Annotated in this window: 22 protein-coding genes; 6 read left to right on the top strand and 16 right to left on the bottom strand. The window is 58.6% G+C overall.

The features are described 5' to 3' along the window. Position 1: 1 nt before the first annotated feature. From iolB to ABVF61_RS09805, 9 genes are all read right to left on the bottom strand, one after another. Complete coding sequence (iolB, locus tag ABVF61_RS09845; RefSeq protein WP_353993335.1) at positions 2–820, bottom strand: 5-deoxy-glucuronate isomerase; 819 nt, start codon at positions 818–820, stop codon at positions 2–4. Beyond that, positions 817–1,713 carry a myo-inosose-2 dehydratase gene (gene iolE, locus ABVF61_RS09840; RefSeq protein WP_353993696.1) on the bottom strand — a complete coding sequence of 299 codons (897 nt, stop codon included), beginning with the start codon at positions 1,711–1,713 and terminating at the stop codon, positions 817–819. The genes iolB and iolE overlap by 4 nt, the downstream gene beginning before the upstream one ends. Before the next feature lie 215 nt (positions 1,714–1,928). Further along, on the bottom strand, positions 1,929–3,770 hold the full coding sequence (gene iolD, locus ABVF61_RS09835; protein WP_353993334.1) for a 3D-(3,5/4)-trihydroxycyclohexane-1,2-dione acylhydrolase (decyclizing): 1,842 nt from the start codon (positions 3,768–3,770) through the stop codon (positions 1,929–1,931). Then, the gene (locus ABVF61_RS09830) at positions 3,767–5,713 is read right to left on the bottom strand and encodes a bifunctional 5-dehydro-2-deoxygluconokinase/5-dehydro-2-deoxyphosphogluconate aldolase (RefSeq protein WP_353993333.1); all 1,947 of its coding nucleotides are present in this window, start codon (positions 5,711–5,713) and stop codon (positions 3,767–3,769) included. The genes iolD and ABVF61_RS09830 overlap by 4 nt, the downstream gene beginning before the upstream one ends. Positions 5,714–5,741: 28 nt before the next feature. Next, a complete protein-coding gene (locus ABVF61_RS09825; protein WP_353993183.1) occupies positions 5,742–6,521 on the bottom strand; it encodes an ATP-binding cassette domain-containing protein in 780 nt (259 codons plus the stop codon). Position 6,522: 1 nt separating this feature from the next. Then, on the bottom strand, positions 6,523–7,596 hold the full coding sequence (locus tag ABVF61_RS09820) for an ABC transporter permease (protein WP_353993692.1): 1,074 nt from the start codon (positions 7,594–7,596) through the stop codon (positions 6,523–6,525). 85 nt (positions 7,597–7,681) lie between these two features. Beyond that, on the bottom strand, positions 7,682–7,840 hold the full coding sequence (locus ABVF61_RS09815; RefSeq protein WP_353993182.1) for a hypothetical protein: 159 nt from the start codon (positions 7,838–7,840) through the stop codon (positions 7,682–7,684). A gap of 42 nt (positions 7,841–7,882) precedes the next feature. After that, positions 7,883–8,824, bottom strand: coding sequence for a sugar ABC transporter substrate-binding protein (locus tag ABVF61_RS09810; protein ID WP_353993181.1), 942 nt, complete (start codon positions 8,822–8,824; stop codon positions 7,883–7,885). Between the two features lie 139 nt (positions 8,825–8,963). After that, complete coding sequence (locus ABVF61_RS09805) at positions 8,964–9,821, bottom strand: MurR/RpiR family transcriptional regulator (RefSeq protein ID WP_502949937.1); 858 nt, start codon at positions 9,819–9,821, stop codon at positions 8,964–8,966. Between the two features lie 118 nt (positions 9,822–9,939). Here ABVF61_RS09805 and iolG point away from each other — a divergent pair, with 118 nt between their 5' ends. Further along, the gene (gene iolG / locus ABVF61_RS09800; protein ID WP_353993332.1) at positions 9,940–10,938 is read left to right on the top strand and encodes an inositol 2-dehydrogenase; all 999 of its coding nucleotides are present in this window, start codon (positions 9,940–9,942) and stop codon (positions 10,936–10,938) included. A 173-nt stretch (positions 10,939–11,111) separates the two neighbouring features. After that, positions 11,112–12,242 carry a Gfo/Idh/MocA family protein gene (locus ABVF61_RS09795; RefSeq protein ID WP_353993331.1) on the top strand — a complete coding sequence of 377 codons (1,131 nt, stop codon included), beginning with the start codon at positions 11,112–11,114 and terminating at the stop codon, positions 12,240–12,242. On the opposite strand, the gene ABVF61_RS09790 is transcribed toward ABVF61_RS09795, so the two are convergent. Continuing rightward, on the bottom strand, positions 12,224–12,595 hold the full coding sequence (locus ABVF61_RS09790) for a winged helix-turn-helix transcriptional regulator (protein WP_353993330.1): 372 nt from the start codon (positions 12,593–12,595) through the stop codon (positions 12,224–12,226). The genes ABVF61_RS09795 and ABVF61_RS09790 overlap by 19 nt on opposite strands. A 200-nt stretch (positions 12,596–12,795) precedes the next feature. On the opposite strand from ABVF61_RS09790, the gene ABVF61_RS09785 reads away from it, so the two are divergent. The 4 genes from ABVF61_RS09785 (at position 12,796) to ABVF61_RS09770 (ending at position 16,840) form a co-directional block, all read left to right on the top strand. Then, positions 12,796–13,515, top strand: coding sequence for a glutathione S-transferase family protein (locus ABVF61_RS09785; RefSeq protein WP_353993329.1), 720 nt, complete (start codon positions 12,796–12,798; stop codon positions 13,513–13,515). Positions 13,516–13,615: 100 nt separating this feature from the next. Beyond that, positions 13,616–14,233: an NAD(P)H-dependent oxidoreductase gene (locus ABVF61_RS09780; protein WP_353993328.1), complete on the top strand. Its 618-nt coding sequence runs from the start codon at positions 13,616–13,618 to the stop codon at positions 14,231–14,233. Then, positions 14,233–16,176 (top strand): monovalent cation:proton antiporter-2 (CPA2) family protein, encoded by a 1,944-nt coding sequence (locus ABVF61_RS09775; RefSeq protein ID WP_353993327.1) that lies wholly within the window; start codon positions 14,233–14,235, stop codon positions 16,174–16,176. Before ABVF61_RS09780 ends, ABVF61_RS09775 begins: the two co-directional genes overlap by 1 nt. Beyond that, positions 16,169–16,840, top strand: coding sequence for a DsbA family oxidoreductase (locus ABVF61_RS09770; protein WP_353993326.1), 672 nt, complete (start codon positions 16,169–16,171; stop codon positions 16,838–16,840). Before ABVF61_RS09775 ends, ABVF61_RS09770 begins: the two co-directional genes overlap by 8 nt. Positions 16,841–17,471: 631 nt before the next feature. Here the strand turns inward: ABVF61_RS09770 and ABVF61_RS09765 are convergent. From ABVF61_RS09765 to ABVF61_RS09740, 6 genes are all read right to left on the bottom strand, one after another. Next, positions 17,472–19,373 carry a beta-galactosidase gene (locus ABVF61_RS09765; protein WP_353993325.1) on the bottom strand — a complete coding sequence of 634 codons (1,902 nt, stop codon included), beginning with the start codon at positions 19,371–19,373 and terminating at the stop codon, positions 17,472–17,474. Between the two features lie 183 nt (positions 19,374–19,556). Further along, entirely contained in the window at positions 19,557–20,396 is an 840-nt protein-coding gene (locus ABVF61_RS09760; protein WP_353993324.1) for an SMP-30/gluconolactonase/LRE family protein, read from the bottom strand. A gap of 5 nt (positions 20,397–20,401) precedes the next feature. Further along, complete coding sequence (locus ABVF61_RS09755) at positions 20,402–21,016, bottom strand: 2-dehydro-3-deoxy-6-phosphogalactonate aldolase (RefSeq protein ID WP_353993323.1); 615 nt, start codon at positions 21,014–21,016, stop codon at positions 20,402–20,404. Further along, a complete protein-coding gene (locus ABVF61_RS09750; protein WP_353993322.1) occupies positions 21,013–21,933 on the bottom strand; it encodes a 2-dehydro-3-deoxygalactonokinase in 921 nt (306 codons plus the stop codon). The genes ABVF61_RS09755 and ABVF61_RS09750 overlap by 4 nt, the downstream gene beginning before the upstream one ends. Continuing rightward, positions 21,930–22,694 (bottom strand): SDR family NAD(P)-dependent oxidoreductase, encoded by a 765-nt coding sequence (locus tag ABVF61_RS09745; RefSeq protein ID WP_353993321.1) that lies wholly within the window; start codon positions 22,692–22,694, stop codon positions 21,930–21,932. Before ABVF61_RS09745 ends, ABVF61_RS09750 begins: the two co-directional genes overlap by 4 nt. A 63-nt stretch (positions 22,695–22,757) precedes the next feature. Further along, positions 22,758–24,836, bottom strand: coding sequence for an alpha-galactosidase (locus ABVF61_RS09740; RefSeq protein WP_353993320.1), 2,079 nt, complete (start codon positions 24,834–24,836; stop codon positions 22,758–22,760). Between the last annotated feature and the right edge of the window lie 23 nt (positions 24,837–24,859).

Raw genomic sequence — 24,859 nt, 5'->3', positions numbered from 1 at the left:
CTCACGCATCCCTTTGCGCGATCCAGTCGTGGTCCGGGTGGTTCTTGAAGCGCCACTTGCGCAAAGGGCCTGCCATCACGTTGAGATAGTACATTTCGTAGCCATAAGGCGCGCCGCAGGGATGGTGCCCTTTCGGCACAAGCACCACGTCGTGGCTGTTCATGGAGATCGTCTCGTCGAGCGTGCCGTCTTCGGTGAAGACACGCTGATGACCATAACCCTGATCCGGATTGAGCCGATGGTAGTAGGTCTCCTCCAGGTAGGTCATGTCGGGGTAGTTGTCTTCGTCATGGCGATGTGGCGGATAGGATGACCAGTTGCCCTGGGGCGTGAAGACCTCCGTGACCAAAAGACTGTCGGCAACGTCGGATTCTTCCATGGCGATCGGGAAGATATAGCGGGTGTTGGCACCCTTTCCGCGTGTCACCTTTTCCGGACTCGGCAGAACGCGCGCCTTGTGGCCATCTCTTCCCGGGGCCGTACAGACGCCGATGGTACAGTCGGTCGTTGCCGTTGCAGACCAGTCGGTGCCATTGGGGACATAGACGCTGTGCGGTGGCAGCTGTTCGAACACGTTCATGCGCTCTCCCTGCTCGCCGAAGTTCTCGCCTCCGGCAGAGATCGACGCCTTGCCTTCCACCATGACCAGGATGACTTCCAGATCGCCGGTTTGTTCCGAAACGCTTTCTCCGGTACGCAAGCGGTAAAGGCCAAAGCCGACATAGCCCCAGTCAGGCGACTTCGGGCCCTTGGCATTGGCGATGGTGATGTCGTGAACCTTGCTGGAGGTTCCTGTTGGTTTGCGCAGAAGGTCGCTCATTTCAGATCCAACTCGTTTGCGATTGCCTTGAGAGTGCCGAGCCCGAGGCTCTGGTATTTGAACGGATTATGGACTTCTGGATCCTGCTCGGCTTCGATGACGATCCAGCCCTGATAACCGGCCTTCTTCAGGATCTGAAGAAGCGGTGTGAAATCAATGCCGCCTTCCTCGTCACCCGGCACGGTAAAGACCCCGGCCCGGACACCATCCATGAACGACCTGCCGTTCTCCCGAACATCCTTCATAACGGCGGGTCGCACGTTCTTGGCATGAAAATGCCCGACCCTGTCGATGTACTTCTCAAGAACCGGTGCCGGGTCTTCGCCCCTGTTGCCGAAGTAGCAGTGCCCGGTATCGAAGAGCAGTTTCGTAGCCGGACCTGTTGCGGCCATGAAGGCGTCGATTTCCTCAAGTGTTTCAACAACCGTGCCCATGTGGTGGTGATAGACGAGGTCGATGCCCTGGCCGGCACAGAAGACAGCGAGTTCTTCAACCTTGGCACCGAAAACCTTCATTTCTTGCTCGTTCAGGACAGGGCTGGTCGACACATCGACATCCGATCCCTGTATCGAGTTGGACGTCTCGCAGGCAATGCAGACCTTGCAGCCATTGTGTTTCAGCTTGTCCAAATGCGGCTGGATCGCCGTCTTCTCGTCCTCGACCGATTGGGCCAACAGGTTAAGCGAATACCAGCCGGAAATGAACTTCAGACCATGACTGCCGAGAAGCTGCTTCAGCTCTTCCGGATCATCCGGCCAGCGGTGGCCGTTCTCAATGCCGTCGAAGCCGATCTCAGACGCTTCGGAGAGGATCTGTTCCGTTGGAATGTGCGCACCGAGGCTCTGGTCGTCGTCATTGGCCCAGGCGATCGGATTGGCGCCGAAAAGGATCATGGTGTTCGTCCTGTGACGTTTCTTGGTCGCGGTATCGCGGTTTTGTGGTTCGTTCAAAAACGACCTCATCCTGAGGAAGCGCCTCTGCGCTGTCTCGAAGGATGGGCCAACTGTTTCAGAGTGTGCCGCCATCCTTCGAGACGGGTCTGGTGACCCTCCTCAGGATGAGGAGGTGAGGGGGTAGCACCGAAGCGTTTGGATTTTGCTTGTCTCCATCAATCGACTAGGTTCTGGTGCTGTAGCGCCGCCACATAGCTTTCGCGCGCCTTGTTGACGTCCTGCTGCGCAGAGATCTCGGGAACCGCAACGTCCCACCAGTGCCCGCCACCATTCTCACCCGGACCGTGCATCGGATCGGTGTCTATGACGATTACCGTCGGGATGGCGCGATCGCGTGAGGCGAGGATCTGAGCTTCGAGATCCGCAATGTCCTTTGCCTTGACTGCATGCGCGCCCATTGATGCTGCATGGGCGACGAAGTCGATGTCCGGCTGAACCTCGACATTGCAGTCCTTGTAGAGATTGTTGAATTGCTGGCCGCCTGTACCCATCTGCAGCCGGTTGATGCAGCCGAAGCCACGATTGTCGGTGAGCACCACGGTAAAGGGAACCTGTCGCATGACTGCGGTGGCCAATTCGGAATTGGCCATCATGTAGGAGCCGTCTCCAACGAAGCAGACAACATCGCGATCCGGCTGGGCGAGTTTGACCCCCATGGCCCCGGCGATCTCGTAGCCCATGCAGGAGTATCCATATTCCATGTGATAACCGCCCTGTGGCGCCTGCCACAGGAGCTTCAGGGCACCGGGCATCGTACCGGCCGCGCACATCGCGATCGTTCTGTCCGTCGCGGTGCGCTGGACGGCGCCGATGACTTCTGCGTCAAGTGGAAGATATTCCTCCGCGACACCGGTCCGTGCACGGCAATGCGCATCGACCTTTGCCAGCCAGTCCAGCCGTTTTTGCGGGTCAAACGCATTCGCCTGGTGAGCACCGAGCGCTGCCGAGAGCTTTTCAAGAGACACCTTTGCATCGCCGACAACGCCAGTCGCCCCGTGCTTGCCGGCGTCATAGGCTTGTACGTTAATGGAAACGAGTTTCCGCCCTGGCTCCTTGAAAAGCGCCCAGGAGCCGGTGGTGAAATCCTGAAAGCGAGTGCCGACTCCGATTACGAGGTCCGCAGATTCAGCGAGGCTGTTCGCACTTTCGGCGCCATCGACACCGGCAGCCCCAAAATTCATTAGATGCGACTGGGCGAGGGCAGATTTGCCCGCCTGTGTTTCGATGACAGGAATGCCGTGGCGGGTCGCGAAGTCACCGAGCGTTTCTTCCGCTTGCGAATAGACAACGCCGCCGCCGCACACAAGAACGGGACGCGCGGCGGACCTGATCAACGCCGCAATGTCCGCAACATCCCGGCTGTCGGGCTCCGGACGGCGAATGCGCCAGACTGTCGGTTCAAAGAAGCTTTCCGGGTAGTCAAAAGCTTCCGCCTGCGTGTCCTGACAGAAGGACAAGGTTACGGGGCCGCAATTGGCCGGGTCGGTCATCACCCTGAAAGCGCGGGGCAAGGCCGTCAAAAGATGTTCGGGCCGGCTGATCCGGTCGAAATAGCGCGATATCGGACGGAAGCAGTCATTGGCCGAGACGGTTCCGTCGTCGAAGTCCTCGATCTGCTGCAGGACGGGATCGGGAGCCCGGTTGGCAAAGACGTCGCCCGGGATCAACAGGAGCGGCAGGCGGTTGACATGTGCAAGGGCCGCCGCAGTTACCAGATTTGTGGCGCCAGGTCCGATCGACGATGTGACCGCCATAGCACGCGTTCGCTTCTTCGCCTTGGCATAGGCAATCGCCGTGTGGGCCATTGTCTGTTCGTTCTGGCCGCGCCAGGTCGGCAGCTGATTGCCGGCCTGCTCCAGAGCCTCACCGAGACCTGCCACGTTGCCGTGACCGAAAATGGCCCAGATACCATCGATGAACCGTTCGCCGTCTTCGGTCATCTGAGCTGCGATGTACCGCACCATTGCCTGGGCGGCGGTCAGCCGGATGGTGCTCATGCAAGCACTCCATCCGGCGCATTGAGGCGCGCTTCATTGCGGGCAGCGTCCCAGATCCGGCACAGGCGCTCAAAGCGGGCCGACATATCGGCAACGGCCTCTTCGTTCGTAATCTTGCCTGCAAGCCAATTGCGTGCCGCATCGGCGAAAATCGTCCGCCCGACCGCGAAGCCCTTGACCAGGTCAAACTGAGCCGCTGTCGAGAAGCTAGCGGCAAGCTGGTCTTCCGGAGCGTCGAGACCCAAAACCACGATGCCCCGTGTATAAGGATCGTTGTCGGTAATGGCGGAGCAGGCACTTTCCCAGGCCTTTGTTGATGTCATCGGTTCAAGTTTCCACCAGTCGGGGTATATGCCGATTTCGTAAATGCGGCGGATGATCGCCGCGGTGGTTTCGTCATTTACGGGGCCCACTTTTGACGGGATGACTTCGAGCAGCATCTCAAGGCGGTTTCGCCGGCAGGCGGTGAACAGACGTTTCAGAACATCTTCCTGTTCGCTCCGCATCGCTTCGTCATCGTCCGGATGATAAAAGCACAGCACCTTGACCACGTGTTCTGCAGGCCATTCGGCAAGGCCTCCAAAGTCCGGTCCGATCTCCGGTTCCAGCGTGAGCGGCCGTGATGCGGGCCACTCTACTGGGTGGCCGATCCAAAGGCCGGTTCCGGCAGCCCGGTAAAGGGCCTCGCGGCCCAGGCGGCTGTCGCTGAGGATGCCGTAGCCGGGCTGGCCGTCAGCAACCTTGAGCGCCGCATCGAGGCACAGGGCCTTGAAAAAACCGATATGCTCGTGTGTCACGCCGGCTTCATCGGCCATTTGCTCGATCTGGATACGGTGATCAAAGGCAAAAACGCGCATCGTTGACCAGTCGCCGCCATGAGAAAACTGTCTGTTGGTCGACCAGTGGATCTGTTCCAGTTCCGGATCCTTGCGCAGTGCCTTGGTTTCCACACCGCGTTTGAGAAAGAACCGGAGTTCCTCCCAACTCGGATAGGCGGGGGTGCAGCCGTGTCGGGAGACCGCAAAGGCGCCGCAGGCGTTGGCATAGGTAAGGCTTGTGACCCAGTCCTCACCAGTGATCCAGCCTTTCAAGAGGCCGGACATGAAGCCGTCGCCCGCACCCAGAACATTGAAGACTTCAATCGGGAATCCGGGCCCGGAAATGCCCTCGTCCAACGTGTCGGGAATATCCCCTTCGAAGGCTGCGGCACCCATGGGGCCACGCTTACAGACAAGCGTTGCTCCGGACACCTTGCGAACGTTTCTCAGGGCCTTAAGCGTATCTGTGCTGCCGCCTGCAATATGAAACTCTTCCTCTGTGCCGACGATCAGATCAAACAGGTGCAGCGTCGATTGCAGTTTTTCGGTGACCTTGTCCGATGCGATGAAACGGTTTTCGCCGTCCCCATGTCCCGAAAGTCCCCAAAGGTTGGGCCGGTAGTCGATATCGAGTGCCGTGCGGTCGCCGTTTTCGCGGGCAAGCCGTAAGGCCTTGAGGACGGCTGCTTCTGTCTGCGGATGGCTCAGGTGTGTTCCGGTGGCGACGACGGCTTTCGCAGAGGCGATGAACTCCGGATCGATATCATCTTCGCAGAGCGCCATGTCTGCACAGTTTTCACGATAGAATATCAACGGAAACTGTTCCTGATCCCGTATGCCGAGCAGAACAAGGGCAGTCAGACGTTCCTTGTCGGTCACAATCCCTCGGGTCTCCACACCGTGCCGGACCAGTTCTTCACGGATGTAGCGCCCCATGTGTTCGTCGCCAACGCGCGTAATGACCGCAGACTTCAGCCCCAGCCGGGCCGTTCCTGCCGCCATGTTGGTCGGCGAGCCGCCGATATATTTGTTGAAGGACGCCATATCCTCCAGCCGGCCACCGACTTGCGCGCCGTAGAGATCGACCGACGAGCGGCCGATCGTGATGACATCGAGTTTCTTCACGACGATCTTCCGTTTGTACCAGGAACCCTCATACCGTTCCTCCGAGGGATCCTTCGAGTTGCGCGAGTTCCTGTCCTCCAGCCATGAGTTCCTGGAGTTCTTCGGCCTTGATGTGTCCGCGTTCGGCTGTTCCAAGTGTCTTGCCGCGGTTGAGGACGGTGAAGCGGTCTCCGACGGCCATGGCGTGGCGGACGTTGTGGGTGATGAAGACGACGCCGATGCCCTTCTTGCGGACCTTGTCGATGGTGGCCAGCACATTCGAGGTCTGGCGGACCCCGAGGGCGGAAGTGGGCTCGTCGAGAATGAGAACCTTGGCGCCGAAGTAGACCGCCCTTGAGATGGCGACGGTCTGGCGCTCGCCGCCCGACAGGGTGCCGACGGCCTGGTCGGGCGAGCGCAAGTGAATGCCCATCCTGGCCATCTCGCTCATGGTGACCTCGTTGGCGGTGGCAAAGTCGAAGAACTTGAACGGGCCGAAGCGCTTTTCCGGCTCACGCCCCATCCAGAAGTTCCGGGTGACCGACATCAGCGGGATCATGGCCAGGTCCTGGTAGACCGTGGCAATGCCGGCGGTCATGGCATCGCGCGGGCTCTCGAAGTTGGTCTCCCTGCCTTCGATCAGGATCTTGCCCCTGGTCGGCTTGTGCACGCCGGACATGGTCTTGATGAAGGTGGACTTGCCCGCGCCGTTGTCGCCCAGAAGGCAGTGGCACTCGCCCGCCCTGACGGAGACCGAAACCCCGTTCAGCGCGATCACCGGACCGAAATGCTTCTCGATATCGACGAGTTCTATGAGGGCATCAGACATCTTAACGCTCCCCCGTGATCATGCGGCGGATATAGGTGTTGAGGATCACGGCCAGCAGCAGGATCACCCCGAGGAACACGCGGAAGAGCGAGCTTTCCACACCGGCAAAGAACAGGCCCTGCTGGACCACGCCGAAGATAAGCGCGCCCAGGGCGGCACCGATGACCGAGCCGTAGCCGCCGGTCAGCAACGCCCCGCCGATGACCACGGAGATGATCGCCTCGAACTCCTTCAGGAGACCGCGGTCGGCGGCCGCTGAACCGAACTCCATCACCTGGCAGGTGGCGAAGATGGTGGCGCAGAAGGCGGTGAACATGAACATGGAGATCTTGACCCGGTTCACCGGCACGCCGACATAGCGGGCCGCCTGGGCATCGCCGCCGGAGGCGAAGATCCAGTTGCCGAACTTGGTGCGGGTCAGAAGGAAATGGCCGAAGACGATCAGGATGACGGCCCAGATCATCAGCATGGGAATGCCCTCGACCACCGGCTGGCCGGCCTTGGGCCCGGCGACGAAAGTGCCGACAACGCCAAGATCGGCAAGCCAGACAAACAGCCAGTTGAAGACCTTGCCGCCGAAGAGCCAGGCGATCGGATCGCCCTCGGCCGCATCCTTGACGCCGCCGATGATGGTCTTGCGGGTGGTGGCGATGGCAATGAAGATCGTCAGGCCGCGCAGGATATAGAGGAAGGCCAGGGTGACGATGAAGGAGGGCAGGCCGGTCTTGACCACCAGGTAGCCGTTGAGGGCGCCGATGGCGAGCGCCATGGCGAAGGCGACCAGAATGGCAAACCAGGTGGGAAAGCCCCATTGCACGCTCATGAGGGCGATGATGATGCCGGAAAAGCCGATCATGGAGCCGACCGACAGGTCGAACTCGCCGGCGATCATCAACAGGCAGGCGCCGACGGCGATGATGGCGAACTGGGCCGATACCGTGCCCCAGTTGACGATGCCCTCGGCGGCAAACATGCCGCTGCCGCTGGCAATGGAGATAAAGAAGATGAAAACGAGGATGGTGCCGCAGATCGCGCCCAGTTCGGGGCGGATCAGGGCCTTGCGCATGGCGGACATCTCGCGGACGCGTTCGTCCTTCTCAGGTGCCCCGGGCTCAGGTGTCTCTGGCTCAGATGCCTCGGGTGCGGCGGTCTCTTGGGACTCAGCCATAGGTCTCCTCCTGCGTGCCGGTCGGGCCGGCCGCTCCTGTGCGGCCCTGCCGCTCAAACGCTCTGGTGTTCCTGGTGAGATCAGCCGGACGGTCAGGTCCGCTCAGGTGGTCTCGTGACCCTGGAAGGGGCCTAAAGGGAGAGGCGGCCATGCGCCTCTCCAGGGGCCGCCCGGGGGCGGCCGCAAGACGCTCTCAGCGATACTCGCCGGCGTGTTCTTCAACCTTGGACAGGGCGTCCTTGGTGATGAAGCCGGGACCGGAGTTGATGTTGTTGCCCGGAAGAACGCCAAAACGCTGGTAGTTGGCCAGAACGATCACAGGCAGATAGGCCTGCAGGAAAGGCTGCTGGTCAATGCCCCACTGGATGGTGCCGTCCTTGATGCCCTTGACGATCTCCGTGCCCAGGTCAAACGTGCCGAAGTAAATGTCGCCGGCCTTGCCGATCTCCTGAAGCGCACCAATGGTCGGGTCCGCCGAAGTCGGGCCAAGCGTCAGAATGGCTTCCACATCCGGATTGGCGGACAGATACGCCTTGACCTTGTTCTTGATCTCGGCCGGATCCTGGCCGCTGTCGATCATGCTGTCGCCCAGCTCGACACCCAGACCATCGGCAAAGCCGCGGCAGCGCTCACCGACAACCGGGTTGGAGACAACGTGGTTCACACACAGGAACGAGCCGACACCATCGCGCTTGGCGCGCTGACCGGCCGCAAGACCGGCATCGTATTCGGGCTGGCCGATATACATCAGAGCACCAACGTCAGCGGCCTGCTCGGGCGTGCCGGAATTGATGATGATCACCGGAATGCCCTTGGCAACCGCGTTCTGGATCGGACCGGACAGAACGTCCGGATCGGCCAGCGTCGTGATGATCCCGTCCGGATTGGAGGCTGCCGTCTGCTCGATGATGCGCGCCATGTCCGCAATGTCGCCTGTCGGAGGATTGCGGTACTCAACCTCGGCACCCACCTGCTCACCGGCAAGCGCCAGACCGTTCTTGATCGTGTTCCACCAGCTGTCGCTGTCCGGCGCATGGCTCACAAGAACAAAACGCTCTCCATCAGCCAATGCAGGCCCAGACAAACCCGTAAACGCAATGGCAGCAGCCGCCATCGCAAACAACGTCTTCTTCATTCGTTCCTCCCAGAACAAGTCTCGCGAGCAGTTGGTCCTGCCGGCGGCTATCGGAATTCAATTGTGGCGCAGTCGAGCGCGAGCCACTTTTGGAATTTAAATTCCATTTTAGATTTATTGCAACAGAAATTTTCCAAGATCATGTCACCTTGTTTCGCTGCGCGCCGACCGAGACCGCCAAGGCGATCGCGAGCGAGAGACTTGCGGACAACGCACGGAAAGCGCCGACATCCAATTCGGACACCAGAAGCTGGATCGTCTTGAAACGGGCAAGGGGACTGGTGACAACGTCCGTGATCGCCACGATATCCGCGCCGGTTTCCCTGGCTTTTTCGGCAATATCGAGGGTCATTTGGGTGTAGGGAGCGAAGGTTACCGCAATCACCGCGTCATTTGGTTTGATTAGATGATCCATGTTGATGTTGGCGATGCCGGAATGCAGCACTGCCGGCACGTCCATCTTTTCAAATGCATAGGCGAGGTAGGACGTCACCGGAAACGCGCGCCGAAACCCCACCAGATGAAGCGTTTCTGCACGTGCGAGCACATCCACGGCCTGCTGAAGCGCCCGCGGTTCGACCGTCGCCATAAGGTTTTCAAGGGAAGCGCGCCCGACTTCGACAAATTCCGCAAGCAGAGCCGAGGGCGATTCAGTGCCGTGTTCGCGCAGTTTTTCAAGGCGTGTCGAATAATCCGGCCATTTCTGCGAATAGCTTGAGCGAAAAAGCCGTTGCATCTGGGAAAACCCGCTGAACCCCATCTCCTGGCAAAACCGCATCACCGCCGATGGCTGAACATCCGCGCCCTGGGCGAGTTCAGCGACTGTCGACACAGCGACACGGTCGGGATTTGCTGCGATAAAATCCGCAAATTGCTTCAAGCGTTTCGGAAGATTTTCCGCCGTGTTGCCGAGGCGGGCAAAGAAGGCATCAATCGTGTCAGGTGCAATGTCGCTGCTCACATGCGCTTCAACCGTTTCCTGACTTGCATCATTCATTGTATTCTTCTTTTCCTGCTTGACACATTCCGTGGAAAGTGATTTTGGAATTTTTATTCTAAATTGGCAAGTTGCGAGCGCGCACTGCGTAACGCAGCCGCTTCGAAAGGAAAAGATCATGGCCGTCAATGTCGCCCTCCTGGGGGCCGGACGTATCGGAAAGGTTCATGCCAAGGCTGTCGGAGCGACGGACGGTGCCAAATTGGTTGCGATCGCAGACGCTTTCGAAGACGCCGCCAAGGCGCTCGCGCAGACCTGTGAAGCAAGGGTGAGCACGATCGATGCCATCGCGTCATCCGAAGATGTCAACGCGGTGATCATCTGCACACCGACAACCACGCACGCGGACCTTATCGAGCAGTTTGCGCGAGCCGGTAAAGCCGTCTTCTGCGAGAAGCCGATCGACCTGTCTCTTGAGCGGACAAAGTCCTGTCTGCAGACGGTTCAGGACTGCGGGGCGGTGCTGATGCTGGGGTTCAACCGGCGTTTCGACCCGCATTTTCAGGCCGTGCGCGGCGCCATTGACGAAGGACGGGTGGGGTCTGTCGAAATGGTCCAGATAACATCCCGCGATCCGGGAGCCCCGCCGCCTTCATATATCCAGTCGTCGGGTGGGATCTTTCGGGACATGACCGTCCATGATTTCGATATGGCAAGGTTTCTCCTCGGCGAGGAGGTCACGACTGTCTATGCAACAGCCTCGGTGCTTGTTGATCCGGAGATTGGCAAGCTTGGCGATTATGACAGTGCAACCGTCGTGTTGACGACAGCATCAGGCAAACAATGCAGTATCTCAAACTCGCGCCGCGCCACGTACGGATACGATCAGCGTATTGAGGTGCACGGTTCGAGAGGTGCAGTTGTCGCCGAGAACCAGCGTCCGGTTGCCATCGAGGTCGCAACCGAAGACGGGTTCGTGCGCCCGCCACTGCATGATTTCTTCATGACGCGGTACACGGAAGCCTACGCGGCTGAAATTGCCGCATTCGTTCATGCGATTGAAACCGGCGCCACGCCGCATCCGACAGGAGAAGACGGGCTGAAGGCCCTGATCTTGGCTGAAGCGGCGCTGAAGTCGGTGGCCGAGCGCCGGTCCGTCGGCGTGGACGAAATCTGACTGATCACAGTCTGCACCTCATCCTGAGGAGCGAGCGTGCTCGCATCTCGAAGGATGGATGAAAAAATTCGGAGCAAGCGGCCCATCTTTCGAGACATCGCTGCGCGCTTCCTCAGGATGAAGTCAGTTCAAGATTGCGCTCCAAGTTTACGGGCGAATGGGAGAAGGATGTGATGAACAGCCTCGGCATCGGACTGATCGGGACCGGCTTCATGGGAAAGTGTCACGCGCTGGCCTATGGCTCGGTGCGGGCCGTTTTCGGAGACTTGCCGGAAACCCGACTTGAGGTTCTGTGCGATGTGCCGGCTGAGAAGGCGGCCGGTTTCGCGGATCAGTTCGGCTTTGCTCGCGGGACGGACGACTGGACGGATCTTGTTGCCGACCCCAAAGTCGACATCGTCTGCATCACGACCCCCAACAAGGTCCACAAGGACATGGCGATGGCGGCGCTGTCGGCTGGCAAGCACGTGCATCTTGAGAAACCGATGGCGCTTACGCTCGAAGATGCCAAGTCCATGCTGGCGCTTTCAAGGGAAACGGGCGCCAAAACGATTGTCGGCTATAACTACCTTCATAATCCCGCGTTCCGGCACGCGCAGAAACTCATCGCCGAGGGAGCCATCGGCCGGATCGTGCATTTCCGCGGAGCGGTCGACGAAGACTACCAGGCCGACCCTGAACTTGCCTGGACCTGGCGGGCGACAAAAGCCGATGCAGGGCTTGGAACCTTGGGCGACCTTGGATGTCACCTGATATCACTGGCAACCGGCCTCGTCGGGCCGATCGAAAGCCTGATTGCGGAAACGAGAACCGTTCACGCCACAAGGCCGATGGGAGTGGGATCACAAGAGCGCCGGGACGTTGAAAACGAGGATATCGCCTCCGCGTTGCTCACCTTTGAAAACGGTGTTCACGGTGTCATCTCCACGTCGCGTAGCGCCTGGGGACGTAAAAGTTATATCGGCTTCGAAGTCCATGGAACGGAAGGCATGATCACGTTCGACCAGGAACGGATGAACGAGCTGCGCCTTTATCAAAATCGCGGACCGCTGGCAGAGCAGGGCTTCAAGACGCTTCTTTCAGGGCCTGCTCATCCGCCCTATGGACAATTTGTTCCAGCCGCCGGTCATCAGCTTGGTTTCAACGACCTCAAGGTCATCGAAGCCCATGAATTCCTGCGTGCTATCTTGGAAGACCGGCAAGCGGTGCCATCCTTCAAAGAGGCGCTTCATTTCGAAGCCGTGATCCACGCGATTGCGGAAAGTGGCGAGACCGGGACGCGGGCTCAGATCGCCGCCATCTGATCTTCTGACAGAGCCTCGCTCCAGATCCTGAGTTCGTCCAGGAAGCCGAGCGCCGTCCTGCCGAAGTCGGTAATCTCGTATTCGACCGAGACCGGTGCGGTCTTGAGAACGGTTCGGGAGACCAGGCGGCGCGCTTCAAGCTGCCTGAGGCGCTCTGCAATCATTTTCTTGCTGGCGCCGCCCAACATTCTGGTCAGATCGTTGAATCGCACCGGGCCATCCTTCAAATGCCAGAGGATGGAACCGGTCCATTTGCCGCCGAGGATGCGCATGCCGCGCTCGATCGGACAGGGCTCGGTGCATTCTTGCAAGACAACGCGTTTCTTTCCGACAGTTTTCAGCCGTCCGGCCATGCTGGTGCTCCAAGCGAAACAGTTTCATCTCGGTTACAAAAAGTATACTGGTTGATTTTCGTTACCTTATGCCTCATCTGTTCGCCGGGTCAAGCACACGGCAGGGATGAAGCAGATTGCGATACAGAGCTCAGAGCGTTTTCATCGGCCGCTGCGAAATCGAACGTAGTCGAATGACGTCGTAACAGAGGGAGCAACTCATGCCGAAGCCGGATATTCACCTTTACACCGCTGCCACGATGAACGGTTACAAACCGGTGATTTTCCTGGAAGAAGCGGACGTGCCCTATGAGCTGACCTTCATCGATTTCGCCAAGAAGGAGCAAAAGGCACCGGACTATCTGAAACTCAATCCGAATGGCCGCATTCCGACAATTGTCGACCGGAGCAATAGCGACTTTGCGGTGTTCGAGAGCGGAGCAATTCTCTGGTATCTTGCGGAAAAATATGGCCAATTTCTGCCTCAAGAGCCGAAGGCCAGATCCGAAACGCTTCAGTGGCTCATGTTCCAGATGGGCGGGATCGGTCCGATGATGGGCCAGGCCATGTATTTTCAGCGCATTGCCGCGCCGAACGGACATGAAGAGCCGTTTTCCATCAAGCGATATGTGGACGAAACGCGGCGGCTGCTCGAAGTGCTGGACACAAGACTTGAAGGGCGTGACTGGCTCGCCGGCGATGCCTATACGATCGCTGACATCGCGACCTATCCTTGGGCACGCGCCTATGTCTGGGCCAAAGTGTCTGTTGACGGTCTTGATAACCTGAAAGCCTGGTTCGAGAGGATCGACGCGCGTCCGGCAGTGCAAAAGGCGCTGACGATACCCAAAGCCCAACCGGCCTTCTGGGGGCAGGCGGACGAATCCGAGTTCTTGAAGGAAAATGCCGCGCGTTTTGCCAGTGATGTGAAGCGCACATAACATCTGTCGGAGCAACTCGGGCTCCTGTACCCTAAACAACAGCAAGAGTTGGACCGGGCGGCTTTGCCGCCTGGTTTCATTTGGACGAGCGGGGGTTACCTTGGCCAAGGTACTGGTACTTTTTGCGCATCCGAGACCGGACAGGTCAGAGGTGAATTATCCGATGTTTGAAACCGCGCAGGCCGTACAGGGCGTGACTGCCGTCGATCTTTATGCGCGGTATCCGGATTTTGACATCGATGTCGATGCGGAGCAGGCGCAACTGGTCGAGCATGACGTGATTATTTTTCAGCACCCGCTCTACTGGTACTCGGCCCCGTCGATCATGAAGGAGTGGCAGGATCTTGTTTTGGAATACGGGTTCGCGTACGGCCAACACGGACATGAGCTTGACGGCAAGATTTTCCTGAATGCGGTGACGACCGGTGCCAAGCCGGACGCCTATTCGGAGCAGGGAATGAACCATGCCGACCTGCGCAGCCTGCTTGCACCGTTCGAAAAGACAGCTGATCTCTGCCGAATGAAATACCTTGCGCCTTTCTGCCTGTTCGGCGCCGGCCGGGCCGTTGAAGAAGGGCGGCTCAATGTGCATCGCAATGCCTATGACGACCTCCTGAAAGCGCTCGTGGCAGACCGGCTGGATCTTGAAAAGGCGACCCGGGCCGACGTTCTGACCGACATTCTCGACGATTTCATTTTGAAAGGGGAGACGGTCTGATGGAGCTTCTCAGCGACGCATTCGTTTATTTGTGCGCAGCCGTCATCGCCGTGCCGATCGCAAACAGGCTCGGCCTCGGTTCGGTCCTTGGATACCTGATCGCCGGTGTCGTCATTGGTCCTGTTCTCGGGATTGTCGGGTCCGAAACAACGGAAGTGCAGCACTTCGCCGAGTTCGGCGTTGTGATGATGCTGTTTCTGGTTGGCCTGGAGCTGCAACCCGCCGTCTTGTGGAAGATGCGCAAGCAGCTGATCGGACTCGGCGGATTGCAGGTTGTCGGCACCACCGCCGTCTTCGCGGGGATCGGGCTTGTGTTTGGCCTTGAATGGCAGGGTGCGCTTGCGCTCGGAATGATCCTTGCGCTGTCGTCGACCGCCATCGTGCTGCAGACCCTTAACGAAAAAGGTTGGCTGAAGACACAAGGCGGGCAGAGTTCGTTTTCCGTACTGCTGACCCAGGATATCGCGGTCATCCCGATGCTCGCCGTCTTGCCACTTCTGGCCGTCGGCCACGTCGCCGGCAATGGCGCTGAACACTCTGACGGTCACGGGCACGGCGGACATGAAGGCGGAGGCGCGCATGGCGGCGAGGCGCTCGCTGCCCTGCCGGGATGGGCCCAGGCACTGGTGATCTTCGCCGTGATCATCGCGATCATCATTGCCGGCAGACACCTGCTCAGACCTGTCTTCCGATTTATTGCGGAAGCGCATTTGCGCGAAATATTTACGGCGACTGCGCTCCTGCTCGTGATCGGGATCGCGCTTCTGATGGACTTTGTCGGCCTGTCCCCTGCACTTGGAACTTTCCTTGCGGGCGTTGTCCTTTCCGACAGCGATTACCGGCATGAACTGGAAAGCGACATCGAGCCCTTTAAAGGGCTGTTGCTCGGACTGTTTTTCCTGACAGTCGGGGCCGGGATCGATTTCAATCTTCTGTTTGGCGCACCCATCACCATCTTCGGACTGGCGCTCGGTCTGATGGCCGTCAAGTTCGCCTTGCTGTTCGGGCTCGGCACGCTGTTCCGTCTGGACGGTCCTGATCGCTGGCTGTTCGCGCTTGGACTTGCCCAGGCCGGCGAATTCGCGTTTGTGCTCTTCGGGTTTGCAAGCAGTTCCGGCGCACTTGATCAAAGCCTGCTTCGAACCATGACGCTTGTCGTCGCGATCTCGATGCTGCTCACGCCGGCCCTGTTCATACTCTATGAAAAGGTGATCGCTCCGCGCGCCTCCGCGAAGTCTGATCGGGAAGCAGATGTCATCGACAGCAAGGGCCGCGTCGTGATTGTGGGCATGGGCCGGTTCGGTCAGATCATTTCAAGGTTGCTGCTGACCAGCGGCTATGACGTCGTCATCCTGGACCATGATCCGCAGACAGTTGAGAACCTTAGCAAGGTTGGCATCAAGACCTTTTACGGGGACGCCACGCGGCCTGATCTGCTGCACACGGCAGGTGTCGGCGACGTGGATCTCTTCATTGCGGCGATTGATGACCGTGACAAGCAGACGCTTGTGGTCGAGCACGTTGCCAAAACCTATCCGAAGGTGAAAATTCTCGCCAGGGCGCGAGATCGCCACCATGTCTACGAGCTGGAAAACGTCGGGGCCCATATCGCGGAGCGGGAAGTGTTCGAAGGCGCGCTGGCGCTGGGACGGCAGGCACTTGTCGAGCTTGGCGGGCATCCGTTCCGGGCGAGAACGAAAACCAGGGAGTTTCGCAATCACGACTTCGCGATGCTTGATGATCTGCGCGAGAATTACAACGACGGCGGTGTCGACAAGTCCTACATTGATGCAATGCGCGCCCATGCAGAAACCCTGTTCGACATCATGAGGGTTGATCGCGGCGAAGAACGTCATGACCGGACGGAGCGCGGATGGAACCCGCCGCCGAAAGGCGATGCAACCCTGGGACTGGAACCCGAAGGAGAAGAGACCCGTGGCTGATTTGTCAGATTTTGATATGGAGGAGGTTCTTCAAATCGACATCGTCTCCGATGTTGTGTGTCCCTGGTGTATTGTCGGTTTCAAGCAGTTGGAACAGGCTATTCAACGAACACAGGCCTCCGCGAGCGTCAAATGGCATCCCTTCGAGCTTAATCCCGACATGCCGGCGGAAGGCGAAAACCTGCGCGATCACATCATGCGCAAATATGGGTCGACAAAAGAACAGTCAGAAGCCGCGCGCAAGCGCTTGTCGGAGATCGGAAGCGGACTTGGATTTGAGTTCAAGTTCACCGATGACATGCAGATGGTGAACACATTCAAGGCGCACCAACTGCTGCACTGGGCCGCGAGCGAGGGCAAGGAGCACGTTCTCAAAATGGCTTTGTTCACCGCCTATTTTCAGGATCGGCAGGACCTCAACGATGTTGATGTTCTGGCCGAGGTTGCAGAAAGCGTCGGTCTTGACAGAGCAGACGCTTTGAATGTTCTGCAAGATGGCCGCTACGCGGATCAGGTGCGGCAGGAAGAAACGTTCTGGACACAGAACGGGATCCAAGGTGTTCCCGCCGTGATCTTCAATCGGCGGCATCTGGTCACGGGTGCACAGGGCGTCGACGCTTATGAATCCATCATCCGGCAATTGCTGGCGGGCGAGGCCGCTTGAGGCCAGGAATGACGGTTTGAGCTGCAGATCTGCGTATCACTTATTACCAGATATTGAATTTTCCACCGTCATCCTGGCCAAGCGTAAGCGCGAGCCGGGACCGTTGAGCCGAGAGGCTCTCCATGGCCCTCCGATCCCGGGTCTTCGCTTCGCTGCGCCCGGGATGACGAAGTAAAAGACTTTGGATCAGCTAAGTTCTGCATTGAACTGTCACAGCCGGTATCTTTCATGGTCAGCATCTGGTCGCCGCTTATAGGGCGTTGAGTTGTGTAAATCGATTGTCTGGCAGCCGACCAAGAGCGGAGCGAAATGAGGCATGCATTGACGACTGAAACCGCAAGCCTCAATGCAAAGTCTCCTGTTTGCTCCTGCTTCCCAATTGTCATCCCGGTTTGCTGCGGGAGCAGCAAGACCGGGATCCAGTATCCCATCTGGCCGATCGAGAAAAAGACGGACAGACAAGGGTTTACTGGTTTCCAGCCTTCCGCTGCGCTTCAGCCGGAATGACGGACGGAAGCGCTTTAGATTATCCATGTCTTATTTTCAGCTGTCCCGGACTTGCTCCGGGACCGTTGTTTCATTTCTCAAGATAGGCCACGGCTCAGGGCCGGGGCGGCTCAGTACGATTTCATCAAAGTTTTTCGAACAGCACGCCCGCCGCCTCGATCCGGCCGACCGGCGTTTCAGCAGGTTCTGAGCCATAGTTGACCCAGATCCTCTGGCTGGCAGTCTCCCGGCAGCGGACACCTCCCGCGAGCGCGGTCGTTTCAAGCCCAACTTTACCGCAAAGCTCGGAAAAAAGTCGCTTCCAAGCTGTTTCATCGCCGGTTCCGGCAACATAGGTCATGTTTTGAGATCGCATGATGGCGGCCTGACCATCTTTGAGTGTCATGACAACTTCGGCAGAACCTTCGAGCTCCTCGCGATAGCCGACAAAGCTCCCTCCGCCCTTTAACGGCATCGGCATGTCGGGTCGCACGCTTTCGACGCGTGCAACGGTGACGTCGAAATTGGGCATATCCGGGGGCAGCGGAACCGGGATGACCATATCGGCGTTGCGTGCTGCGGTCCGTGGCCCGATCACGACATGGGCTTCGGTTTCTGCGAGCGCGCGTTTCATATCATGGGGCATGTAGATCATGCCGGGGGCAAGCACGAGTTTGTACCCCGAGAAGTCGCGTGTGTCGGCCCGGAGGATATCGATCGATAGTCCGAGTTTTCTGAGCGCTTTATAGGCGTCGAACACGATCTGGAAGTAGTTGAGACCTGCGCCATGTGGCTGGGTGGCCCAGGCGAAATCGGCATCGTAGTCATAGATCAGCGCAATCGGTGCCTTAATGATCGAGACGTCCGGCGCAGCGCGTAATTCGTCCGCAACCTGCCTGGCTTCAGTCAGGGCAGGTGCGTCCGCATTGTCGGGGCGAAGCATACCGGCATGCATCTGTTCCTGAGCAAAGGGCGCTTGGCGCCAGCGGAAATAACAGACGGCTTCTGCACCATGTGCATAAGCTTCCCAGGCCCACAGGCGCATCATGCCAGGCAGCGGCGCGGGATTGTAAGGCGCCCAGTTGACCGGCCCCGGCTGCTGTTCCATGACCCACCAGCGTCCTCTGCCGACAGCCCGGTAGAGGTCGTGATGAAACGCCTGGAAATCCGGGTCGCCCTGGCGGGCATAGGTGCGCTGATGTTCTTCGCTCGCGCCGACCCTGTCTTCCAGGAAGCCGAGCGGATAGCTGTCCCAGGTGGCAATATCAAGATCGTCGCCAACCTTGAAATGGTCGAATTCCGTGATCCGGCCCATGAAATTGTGGCTGGTCGGCGCGTTGGAATATTCGCGGATGATCTCCACCTGGCGCCGATTGAAACTTGCGACCTGATCTGAAGAAAAACGGCGGAATGCCAACACGTGCGACGGGTTCGGTTCTGTCACAGTCAGATTGGGCAGTCCGATTTCGCCGAATGAACCGTACTCCATCGACCAGAAGACGTTGCCCCAGGCGCGATTGAGGGCGTCGATGGATCCGTAGCGGTCCTTGAGCCACGACCTGAACGCGTTGAGTGCGGCAGATGTATAGGAATGCGTCGTGTCGTGGCAGCCGTATTCGTTGTCGGTCTGCCATGCGGCAACATGGGGGTTATCGCCATAACGTTCGGCAAACAGCCGGACGATCCGGTCGCTTTCTTCCCGGTATCCCTGATGCGAAAAGCAGTAATGGCGACGAGAGCCGAAACCTCTTGGATTGCCGTTTGCATCCAGCGCGATCATGTCGGGATGTTTGTCCAGAAGCCATCTTGGCGGTGTTGCCGTCGGTGTGCCGAGAACGACCTTCAATCCCGCTGCGCCCAAGACCTCAATGGACTGGTCCATCCAGTCAAACTGCAGATCACCGGGCTTGGGTTCCAGCCGCGACCATGCAAATTCACCGATCCTTACCCAGGTCAGGCCTGCTTCCGCCATGCGGCGGGCGTCAGCTTCCCACATCTCTTCCGGCCAATGCTCAGGATAGTAGCAGGTCCCTAGCGTGCGCTTCATCTGACTTCTCTCATTATCCTCGTTGCCCCGGCTGGGTGCTTTTGCACCGCTATCGGGCCGGCAATCGTCCTGAAATCATGCTGATCTTTACGGTAGTGTACCGGAGCGCTGCCTTCACAGCGATGACAACCGCACAGGGCCTGGTTCAAGGGTGATCGATCGCCAGAGTATTCTCGTTTTTGGTCAAAGAATGACACGAGGCTCTGCTTGTCCGCGCGCAGATACCTGGGTGAAATAGGTTTTGCCTTCCCAGTCACCGTTCAGGCCCACCGAAGCCGACGTTGCGAACAGGGTTTGAAGATCTGCCCCTCCGAAGGCCGGACAGGAGACCTGTCGCGCCCGGAAGGAGACTTCCTCAACAAAGGTGCCGTTCGGCGCATATCGCGCGACACGATTTGCGCCCCATTGCGCGTTCCAGAGGTGGCCATCACTGTCGACGACGGCGCCGTCTGGGTTGTGCCCTTCCTTCGACAGGTCCGCGAAGAGCGTAGGTGTTGCCGAAGGCCATCCGTTGCCGTCGAGGACCACCTGTTGAATTGTCTGAGTCGCTGTGTCGGCAAAGTAAGCCTTTTGCCCGTCAGGCGAGAAACAGATCGCGTTGGTGATCGTGATGCCGGTGTAAAGGCGGCGCAGCTCACCGCGGTAGTAGCGGTATATTGCGCCTTTGCCCGGTTCAGCGTTGATCCCCATGGTGCCAATCCAGAAGCCACCTTTTGGATCTGCGCGCCCGTCATTCGATCTGGTGACCGGATCATCCGCCTCCAGGTCGCACAGTTTCATCCTGGCTTCGGTTTCGAGGTTGAAGAGAAAGAGCTGACTTGCGCTGGCGATCATCACTTCCGATTTGCCGACCCAGCCAGCGGCCGAAACATACTCATCAAATTCCCAGGCTTTCGTCGTGCCGTTTTCCCGGGACAGCAAGCTCCAGTTCAAAATGTCGAACCAGAAAAGCTGCTGGCGCTCCGGATGCCAGAGCGGTCCCTCGCCGAGCGTACAAGGCCGCTCGTCAAATATGTTTGTCATTCTTATTATCCGTTGGCTGCGATGGCAGTGTCGTAGGCGCTGACAATCTGTGCGGCGCGCTCCTTGACGTCTGCGACGGTAAAGCCGGGCTTGAAGAGAGCCGTTCCGATCCCGAAACCTGCCGCGCCTGCCTGGAACCAAGCCCCGAAATTGTCCGGGCCGGCACCACCGACGGCAAAAGTTGGTGTTCCCTTCGGCAAGACCGCAAGCATCGCTTTCAGTCCATCCGGTCCAATCAGGGAAGCCGGAAAGAATTTCAATCCGTCGGCGCCACAGCGCAGAGCCGTGAAACACTCGCTTGGTGTCATGACCCCTGGAAAGGAAGACATGTCCTCGGCCTTCGTGGCGAGAATGACGTCGGGATTGCAATCGGGCGAAACAATCAGCGTCCCGCCTGCGGATTTGACTTCAAGCACCTGGTTCGGCGTCAGAACGGTTCCTGCGCCGATCTCGGCACGGTCAGAAAACGATCTGACCATCGCCTCGATGCTCTTGAAAGGGTCCGGTGAATTCAGTGGAACTTCGATGCGGGTGATGCCAGCGTCGATCAGGCATTCGGCGATGGGCAATGCCTCAGGTGGGGTCAGGCCCCGCAGGATTGCGATGAGATTCCGGCTCATGAGGAAACCTTTGAATAGGAAGAATAGGCAAGTGCAAGGCCCTGCAGCGTGGTGGCCTCCGCATCGATCACTTCGGACCTGTGCCCGAGGCAAGAGAGTGCCGTCTGGTATGCCGATGCAATCTGGTCGCTTCCAAGAAGGATGACGGCCGAGAGATCAAATTCCTCTTTTACCGCAGCGAGTTCAGCGCCAATCAGAAGACCTGAGAGACGCCCCCTTGCGGCTTGAGGCGACAGGCCGGCAACAAGACCGCCGGCGCGGATGCCAAAGAGGCTGGTTGCGATCGATTGCGGGCGACCGGCAACCTCCCTGACGGCCTGGTCAAATGCGCTTTGGTCCATTTCCTTTGGCGAGAGAGAGTGCTGCAGGACGGAACGCGCGGAAAGGAGTGCAAACATTTCCCCGGTCATGCACGTCCTGAAGTGTTCAACGATACCGTCTTGGAGTCTGACCCATTTCGAGTGTGTTCCCGGCAAACAAAGGGTTCCCGTAAAACCTTCGTTCTTTGCCAGAAAACCGGCAATCTGGGTTTCCTCGCCGCGCATGACATCCGCCGGATCAGCCTGTTTGATGCCCGGCAGAATGCGGACGTCAAGGCGGACATCCAGAGAGCGGACGGTGGTTGCGTCCTCAAGGGCAGGCGGAGCGCAGGGGGTTGTTTTGTAGGGGGCTTCAGCCCAGCCCTGACGGGATCCGGCCATGCCGCAGATCACGACAGCAGTCTTGCCGGCGGGCGGAATGAGGTCCCCGATCAGTTCAAGAAGGGTCGGTTCGAATTCGTCTCTTTCAAGACTGCTCATCCCCTTGCTTGAGCTGCGATGGGCGATGATATTGTCTTGAGAATCAAGCGCCCAGGCGCGCAGATTGGTCGTGCCCCAATCCACCGCAATCCAGTCCGCTTTTGCCTGAAGGCTCATCCCGTCACCACTACTCCGCCGTCGACGACCATCGCTTGCCCCGTCATGCCCCTGCTGGTTTTCGATGCCAGGAACAGGACCGGATCGACCATATCTTCGGGCGCTAGTTCAAACTTCAGGCACTGGCGGTCAATATGTGCCGCGAGTGCTTCCGGCGTCACCCACAAGTCTTTTTGTTTTTGTGTCAGCACCCAGCCTGGTGCAATGGCATTGACCCGGATGTTTTCCGGACCGAACTCGCGGGCAAGGCTCCGGGTCATGCCGTTGATCCCGGAATTCGCCGTTGTGTAGGCGGCATAGCCTGCATTGCCCATCATATATGAAATGGACGTGAAGTTGATGATCGATCCGCCGCCGGCCGCGCGCATGCCTGCGATGACGTGCTGACAGGCAAAGAAATAGGCTTTCAGGTTGATCGACTGAGACCAGTCCCAGAATTCCTCGTCCACTTCTTCTGTCGCGTGGCGTTTGTCGTTGGCCGCGTTGTTGACAAGTACCGTTATTGCACCGTGCGCTTCGGCAGCCTTGTCGATCGCACCTTTCAGCTGGTCGATATCGGAGATATCGCAGGGCAAAAACAATGGCCGATTGCCATGTTGGCGTTCCATCTCGTCGCAAAATTCGCTTGCATCCGAACGTTGGACAAAAGCGACTTTTGCACCTTGTGCCAGGAATCCGCTTGTGAGCTCTGCGCCGATGCCGGAACCACCGCCGGTGATGAAGACCGATTGGCCCTTCAGGTCAGGATAGTTTGCGTGCATGTGACGCTCCCTTTTCTCTTTGCTGCAGCACCTTGAAATGCCGTGCCTGCAATTCTCATCTGTTCAAATCCGTTTTGCTTCCAGCACCCAGATCGTCTCAGGGAAGCGCCACGGCAAAGTGAGACCGTGCGACATGAGATATTGCCCACTTGCCTCAAGGTCGTTGTTCTTCAGGAATGGCGACCCCCGGGACAGACCGGTAGCATCGGCGCGATTGATCAACGTGATCCTGTAGAGCGCGTTCCTGTCGAGGCCGGTCAGCCGCAACGGATATTGTAGAATCTGGTTCGATGGGCGCACGAGCGCTGCAAAGACAACAAACCGGTCGCCGTCCTCGGCCAGTTGCTGTTCGGCGAACAGCGCCGGATCGGCGCTGTCGAGACGCAAGATATCGGCTGTCGCCATCCAGTCCCTGTTCGCTTTCCACCAACCGGTGACGGTTTTCAGGACCTCTGCTTCCTCATCAGACAATTCCCGCGGGTCCATTTCGAAACCCATATGCCGCTGAGCTGCCGTCCATGCGCGAAACTTGGCGTTTATCGTCCGGCCCGAAGTGTGGCTGACGCGAGGGCCGACATGCGAGCCTGTTACGCTTGCCGGGAGAAACAGGGACGCGTCGTGCTGAATGCGCTGCCGTTCGAGCGCGTCATTGCTGTCGGAGAGCCAGACCCTGTGTGTTCGCTTCAGAATTCCGAAATCGACCCTGCCACCGCCTGAAGCACAGCTTTCGATTTCGACATGCGGGAAATCAGCACGCAAGCGATCAATCAGCGCGTAAAGACCTTCGGTTTGCGCCGCATCGACCACGGGCAGAACGCGATTGTGGTCCCATTTGATGTAGCCAATGTCATTTTCCGCAAGCACCTTGGCAATGCAGTCATAAAGATAGTCGCGCACGTCATCGCGGGACATGTCGAGGACAAGCTGTTGCCGTCCCTTCGGCTGGTCAGCCGATCCCAGAACCCATTCCGAATGCGCCCTGAACAGGTCGCTGTCCTCATTGATCATTTCAGGTTCGAACCAGATGCCGAATTGCAGGCCGAGCGATTTGACGTGGTCGATGAGCGGTTTCAGCCCGTCAGGATATTTCCGCTTGTCTACGACCCAGTCTCCAAGGGAGGACGTGTCGTCGTCTCTTTGGCCGAACCAACCATCATCCAGCACAAAACGCTCTGCCCCAAGGTCCGCCGCCCGGGACGCGATAGACTTCAGTTCGTCAAGCTTGTGATCGAAATAGACAGCTTCCCAGCAATTGTAATGTACCGGGCGCGGCATCCTTGCGCCGGAGACCAGCTTGTTCCGGACGTATTTTTGGAAACGCACAGCAGCGCCGTTGAAGCCGGTACCGGAATATGTGGCGAAGAGCGGGGCCGTGCGGAAGACATGGTTTTTTTTCATGCTCGCAGAGGCGTGTCCGAACTGGACCTGGCGCCGTCCGTCGGCCAGTTCTTCTGCGACCATCCTGTGACCGCCGGACCACCCGTAGTGATATGCGTAAGCTTCTCCCGACGTATTGCTCGTCTGGCTCGAACAAACAATCAGGGCAGGAAAGTGGGCGTGATCCGTCCGGCCCGTCCGGTTGTCGCGCACGCGTGCTCCCGGCGCGAAAGGAAGCCTGCGCGTCAGGAACTCCGCGCACCAGCGGCCGGAATACTCGATCATCTCCCCCATATGAGCAGGAACAGGGAGGACCGGAGCTGCGAGCCAGTCGACGGTAATCTTGTGGGCACTTTCCAGATGGGTCTGCATCTGCAAGAGCGACGTTTCCGGATCCATCGACAGATCGAGGACAAGGCTCAGTTCGAGGTCGGTGTCCGCATAAACAAGGGTCAGCCCGTGTTCGGATGTTGTTTCGTTCGAAAAGCGGAACCGAGGTGTGAGCGGGTTGCCGTCGGCGTCCCGGCCGGTCAGCCCCGACTGACCGGGAAAGGTCTGAGACGCTTCCGGGTTGAGGCTGATGGGCGCATTCCGGTCCACCATGCCGCCGGTGACATCCGTGACTGCTGCAGCAGCTAGCGACTGATAGGACTCCCGCTCGGGAAGCGCGGGCCCCCAATAAACCGCTTCGGGTAGGCAGTCCCCCAAGCTGGCGAGCACCAGGCTTTGATGAGCATCACCAAGATGCCAGGTCCTCGCCTGCATTCCCTTTACTCCATACACTCTTT

The organism is Roseibium sp. HPY-6 (assembly GCF_040530035.1).
Taxonomy (GTDB): domain Bacteria; phylum Pseudomonadota; class Alphaproteobacteria; order Rhizobiales; family Stappiaceae; genus Roseibium.
This window is presented reverse-complemented; position numbering and strand designations above follow the sequence as displayed.

Bases quoted from the DNA above. Each gene is read 5' to 3' on its own strand.
- iolB (WP_353993335.1), bottom strand. From the start codon at position 820: ATGAGCGACCTTCTGCGCAAACCAACAGGAACCTCCAGCAAGGTTCAC.
- iolE (WP_353993696.1), bottom strand. From the start codon at position 1,713: ATGATCCTTTTCGGCGCCAATCCGATCGCCTGGGCCAATGACGACGAC.
- iolD (WP_353993334.1), bottom strand. From the start codon at position 3,770: ATGAGCACCATCCGGCTGACCGCCGCCCAGGCAATGGTGCGGTACATC.
- ABVF61_RS09825 (WP_353993183.1), bottom strand. From the start codon at position 6,521: ATGTCTGATGCCCTCATAGAACTCGTCGATATCGAGAAGCATTTCGGT.
- ABVF61_RS09820 (WP_353993692.1), bottom strand. From the start codon at position 7,596: ATGTCCGCCATGCGCAAGGCCCTGATCCGCCCCGAACTGGGCGCGATC.
- ABVF61_RS09815 (WP_353993182.1), bottom strand. From the start codon at position 7,840: ATGGCCGCCTCTCCCTTTAGGCCCCTTCCAGGGTCACGAGACCACCTG.
- ABVF61_RS09810 (WP_353993181.1), bottom strand. From the start codon at position 8,824: ATGAAGAAGACGTTGTTTGCGATGGCGGCTGCTGCCATTGCGTTTACG.
- ABVF61_RS09805 (WP_502949937.1), bottom strand. From the start codon at position 9,821: ATGAATGATGCAAGTCAGGAAACGGTTGAAGCGCATGTGAGCAGCGAC.
- iolG (WP_353993332.1), top strand. From the start codon at position 9,940: ATGGCCGTCAATGTCGCCCTCCTGGGGGCCGGACGTATCGGAAAGGTT.
- ABVF61_RS09795 (WP_353993331.1), top strand. From the start codon at position 11,112: ATGAACAGCCTCGGCATCGGACTGATCGGGACCGGCTTCATGGGAAAG.
- ABVF61_RS09790 (WP_353993330.1), bottom strand. From the start codon at position 12,595: ATGGCCGGACGGCTGAAAACTGTCGGAAAGAAACGCGTTGTCTTGCAA.
- ABVF61_RS09785 (WP_353993329.1), top strand. From the start codon at position 12,796: ATGCCGAAGCCGGATATTCACCTTTACACCGCTGCCACGATGAACGGT.
- ABVF61_RS09775 (WP_353993327.1), top strand. From the start codon at position 14,233: ATGGAGCTTCTCAGCGACGCATTCGTTTATTTGTGCGCAGCCGTCATC.
- ABVF61_RS09765 (WP_353993325.1), bottom strand. From the start codon at position 19,373: ATGAAGCGCACGCTAGGGACCTGCTACTATCCTGAGCATTGGCCGGAA.
- ABVF61_RS09760 (WP_353993324.1), bottom strand. From the start codon at position 20,396: ATGACAAACATATTTGACGAGCGGCCTTGTACGCTCGGCGAGGGACCG.
- ABVF61_RS09755 (WP_353993323.1), bottom strand. From the start codon at position 21,016: ATGAGCCGGAATCTCATCGCAATCCTGCGGGGCCTGACCCCACCTGAG.
- ABVF61_RS09750 (WP_353993322.1), bottom strand. From the start codon at position 21,933: ATGAGCCTTCAGGCAAAAGCGGACTGGATTGCGGTGGATTGGGGCACG.
- ABVF61_RS09745 (WP_353993321.1), bottom strand. From the start codon at position 22,694: ATGCACGCAAACTATCCTGACCTGAAGGGCCAATCGGTCTTCATCACC.
- ABVF61_RS09740 (WP_353993320.1), bottom strand. From the start codon at position 24,836: ATGCAGGCGAGGACCTGGCATCTTGGTGATGCTCATCAAAGCCTGGTG.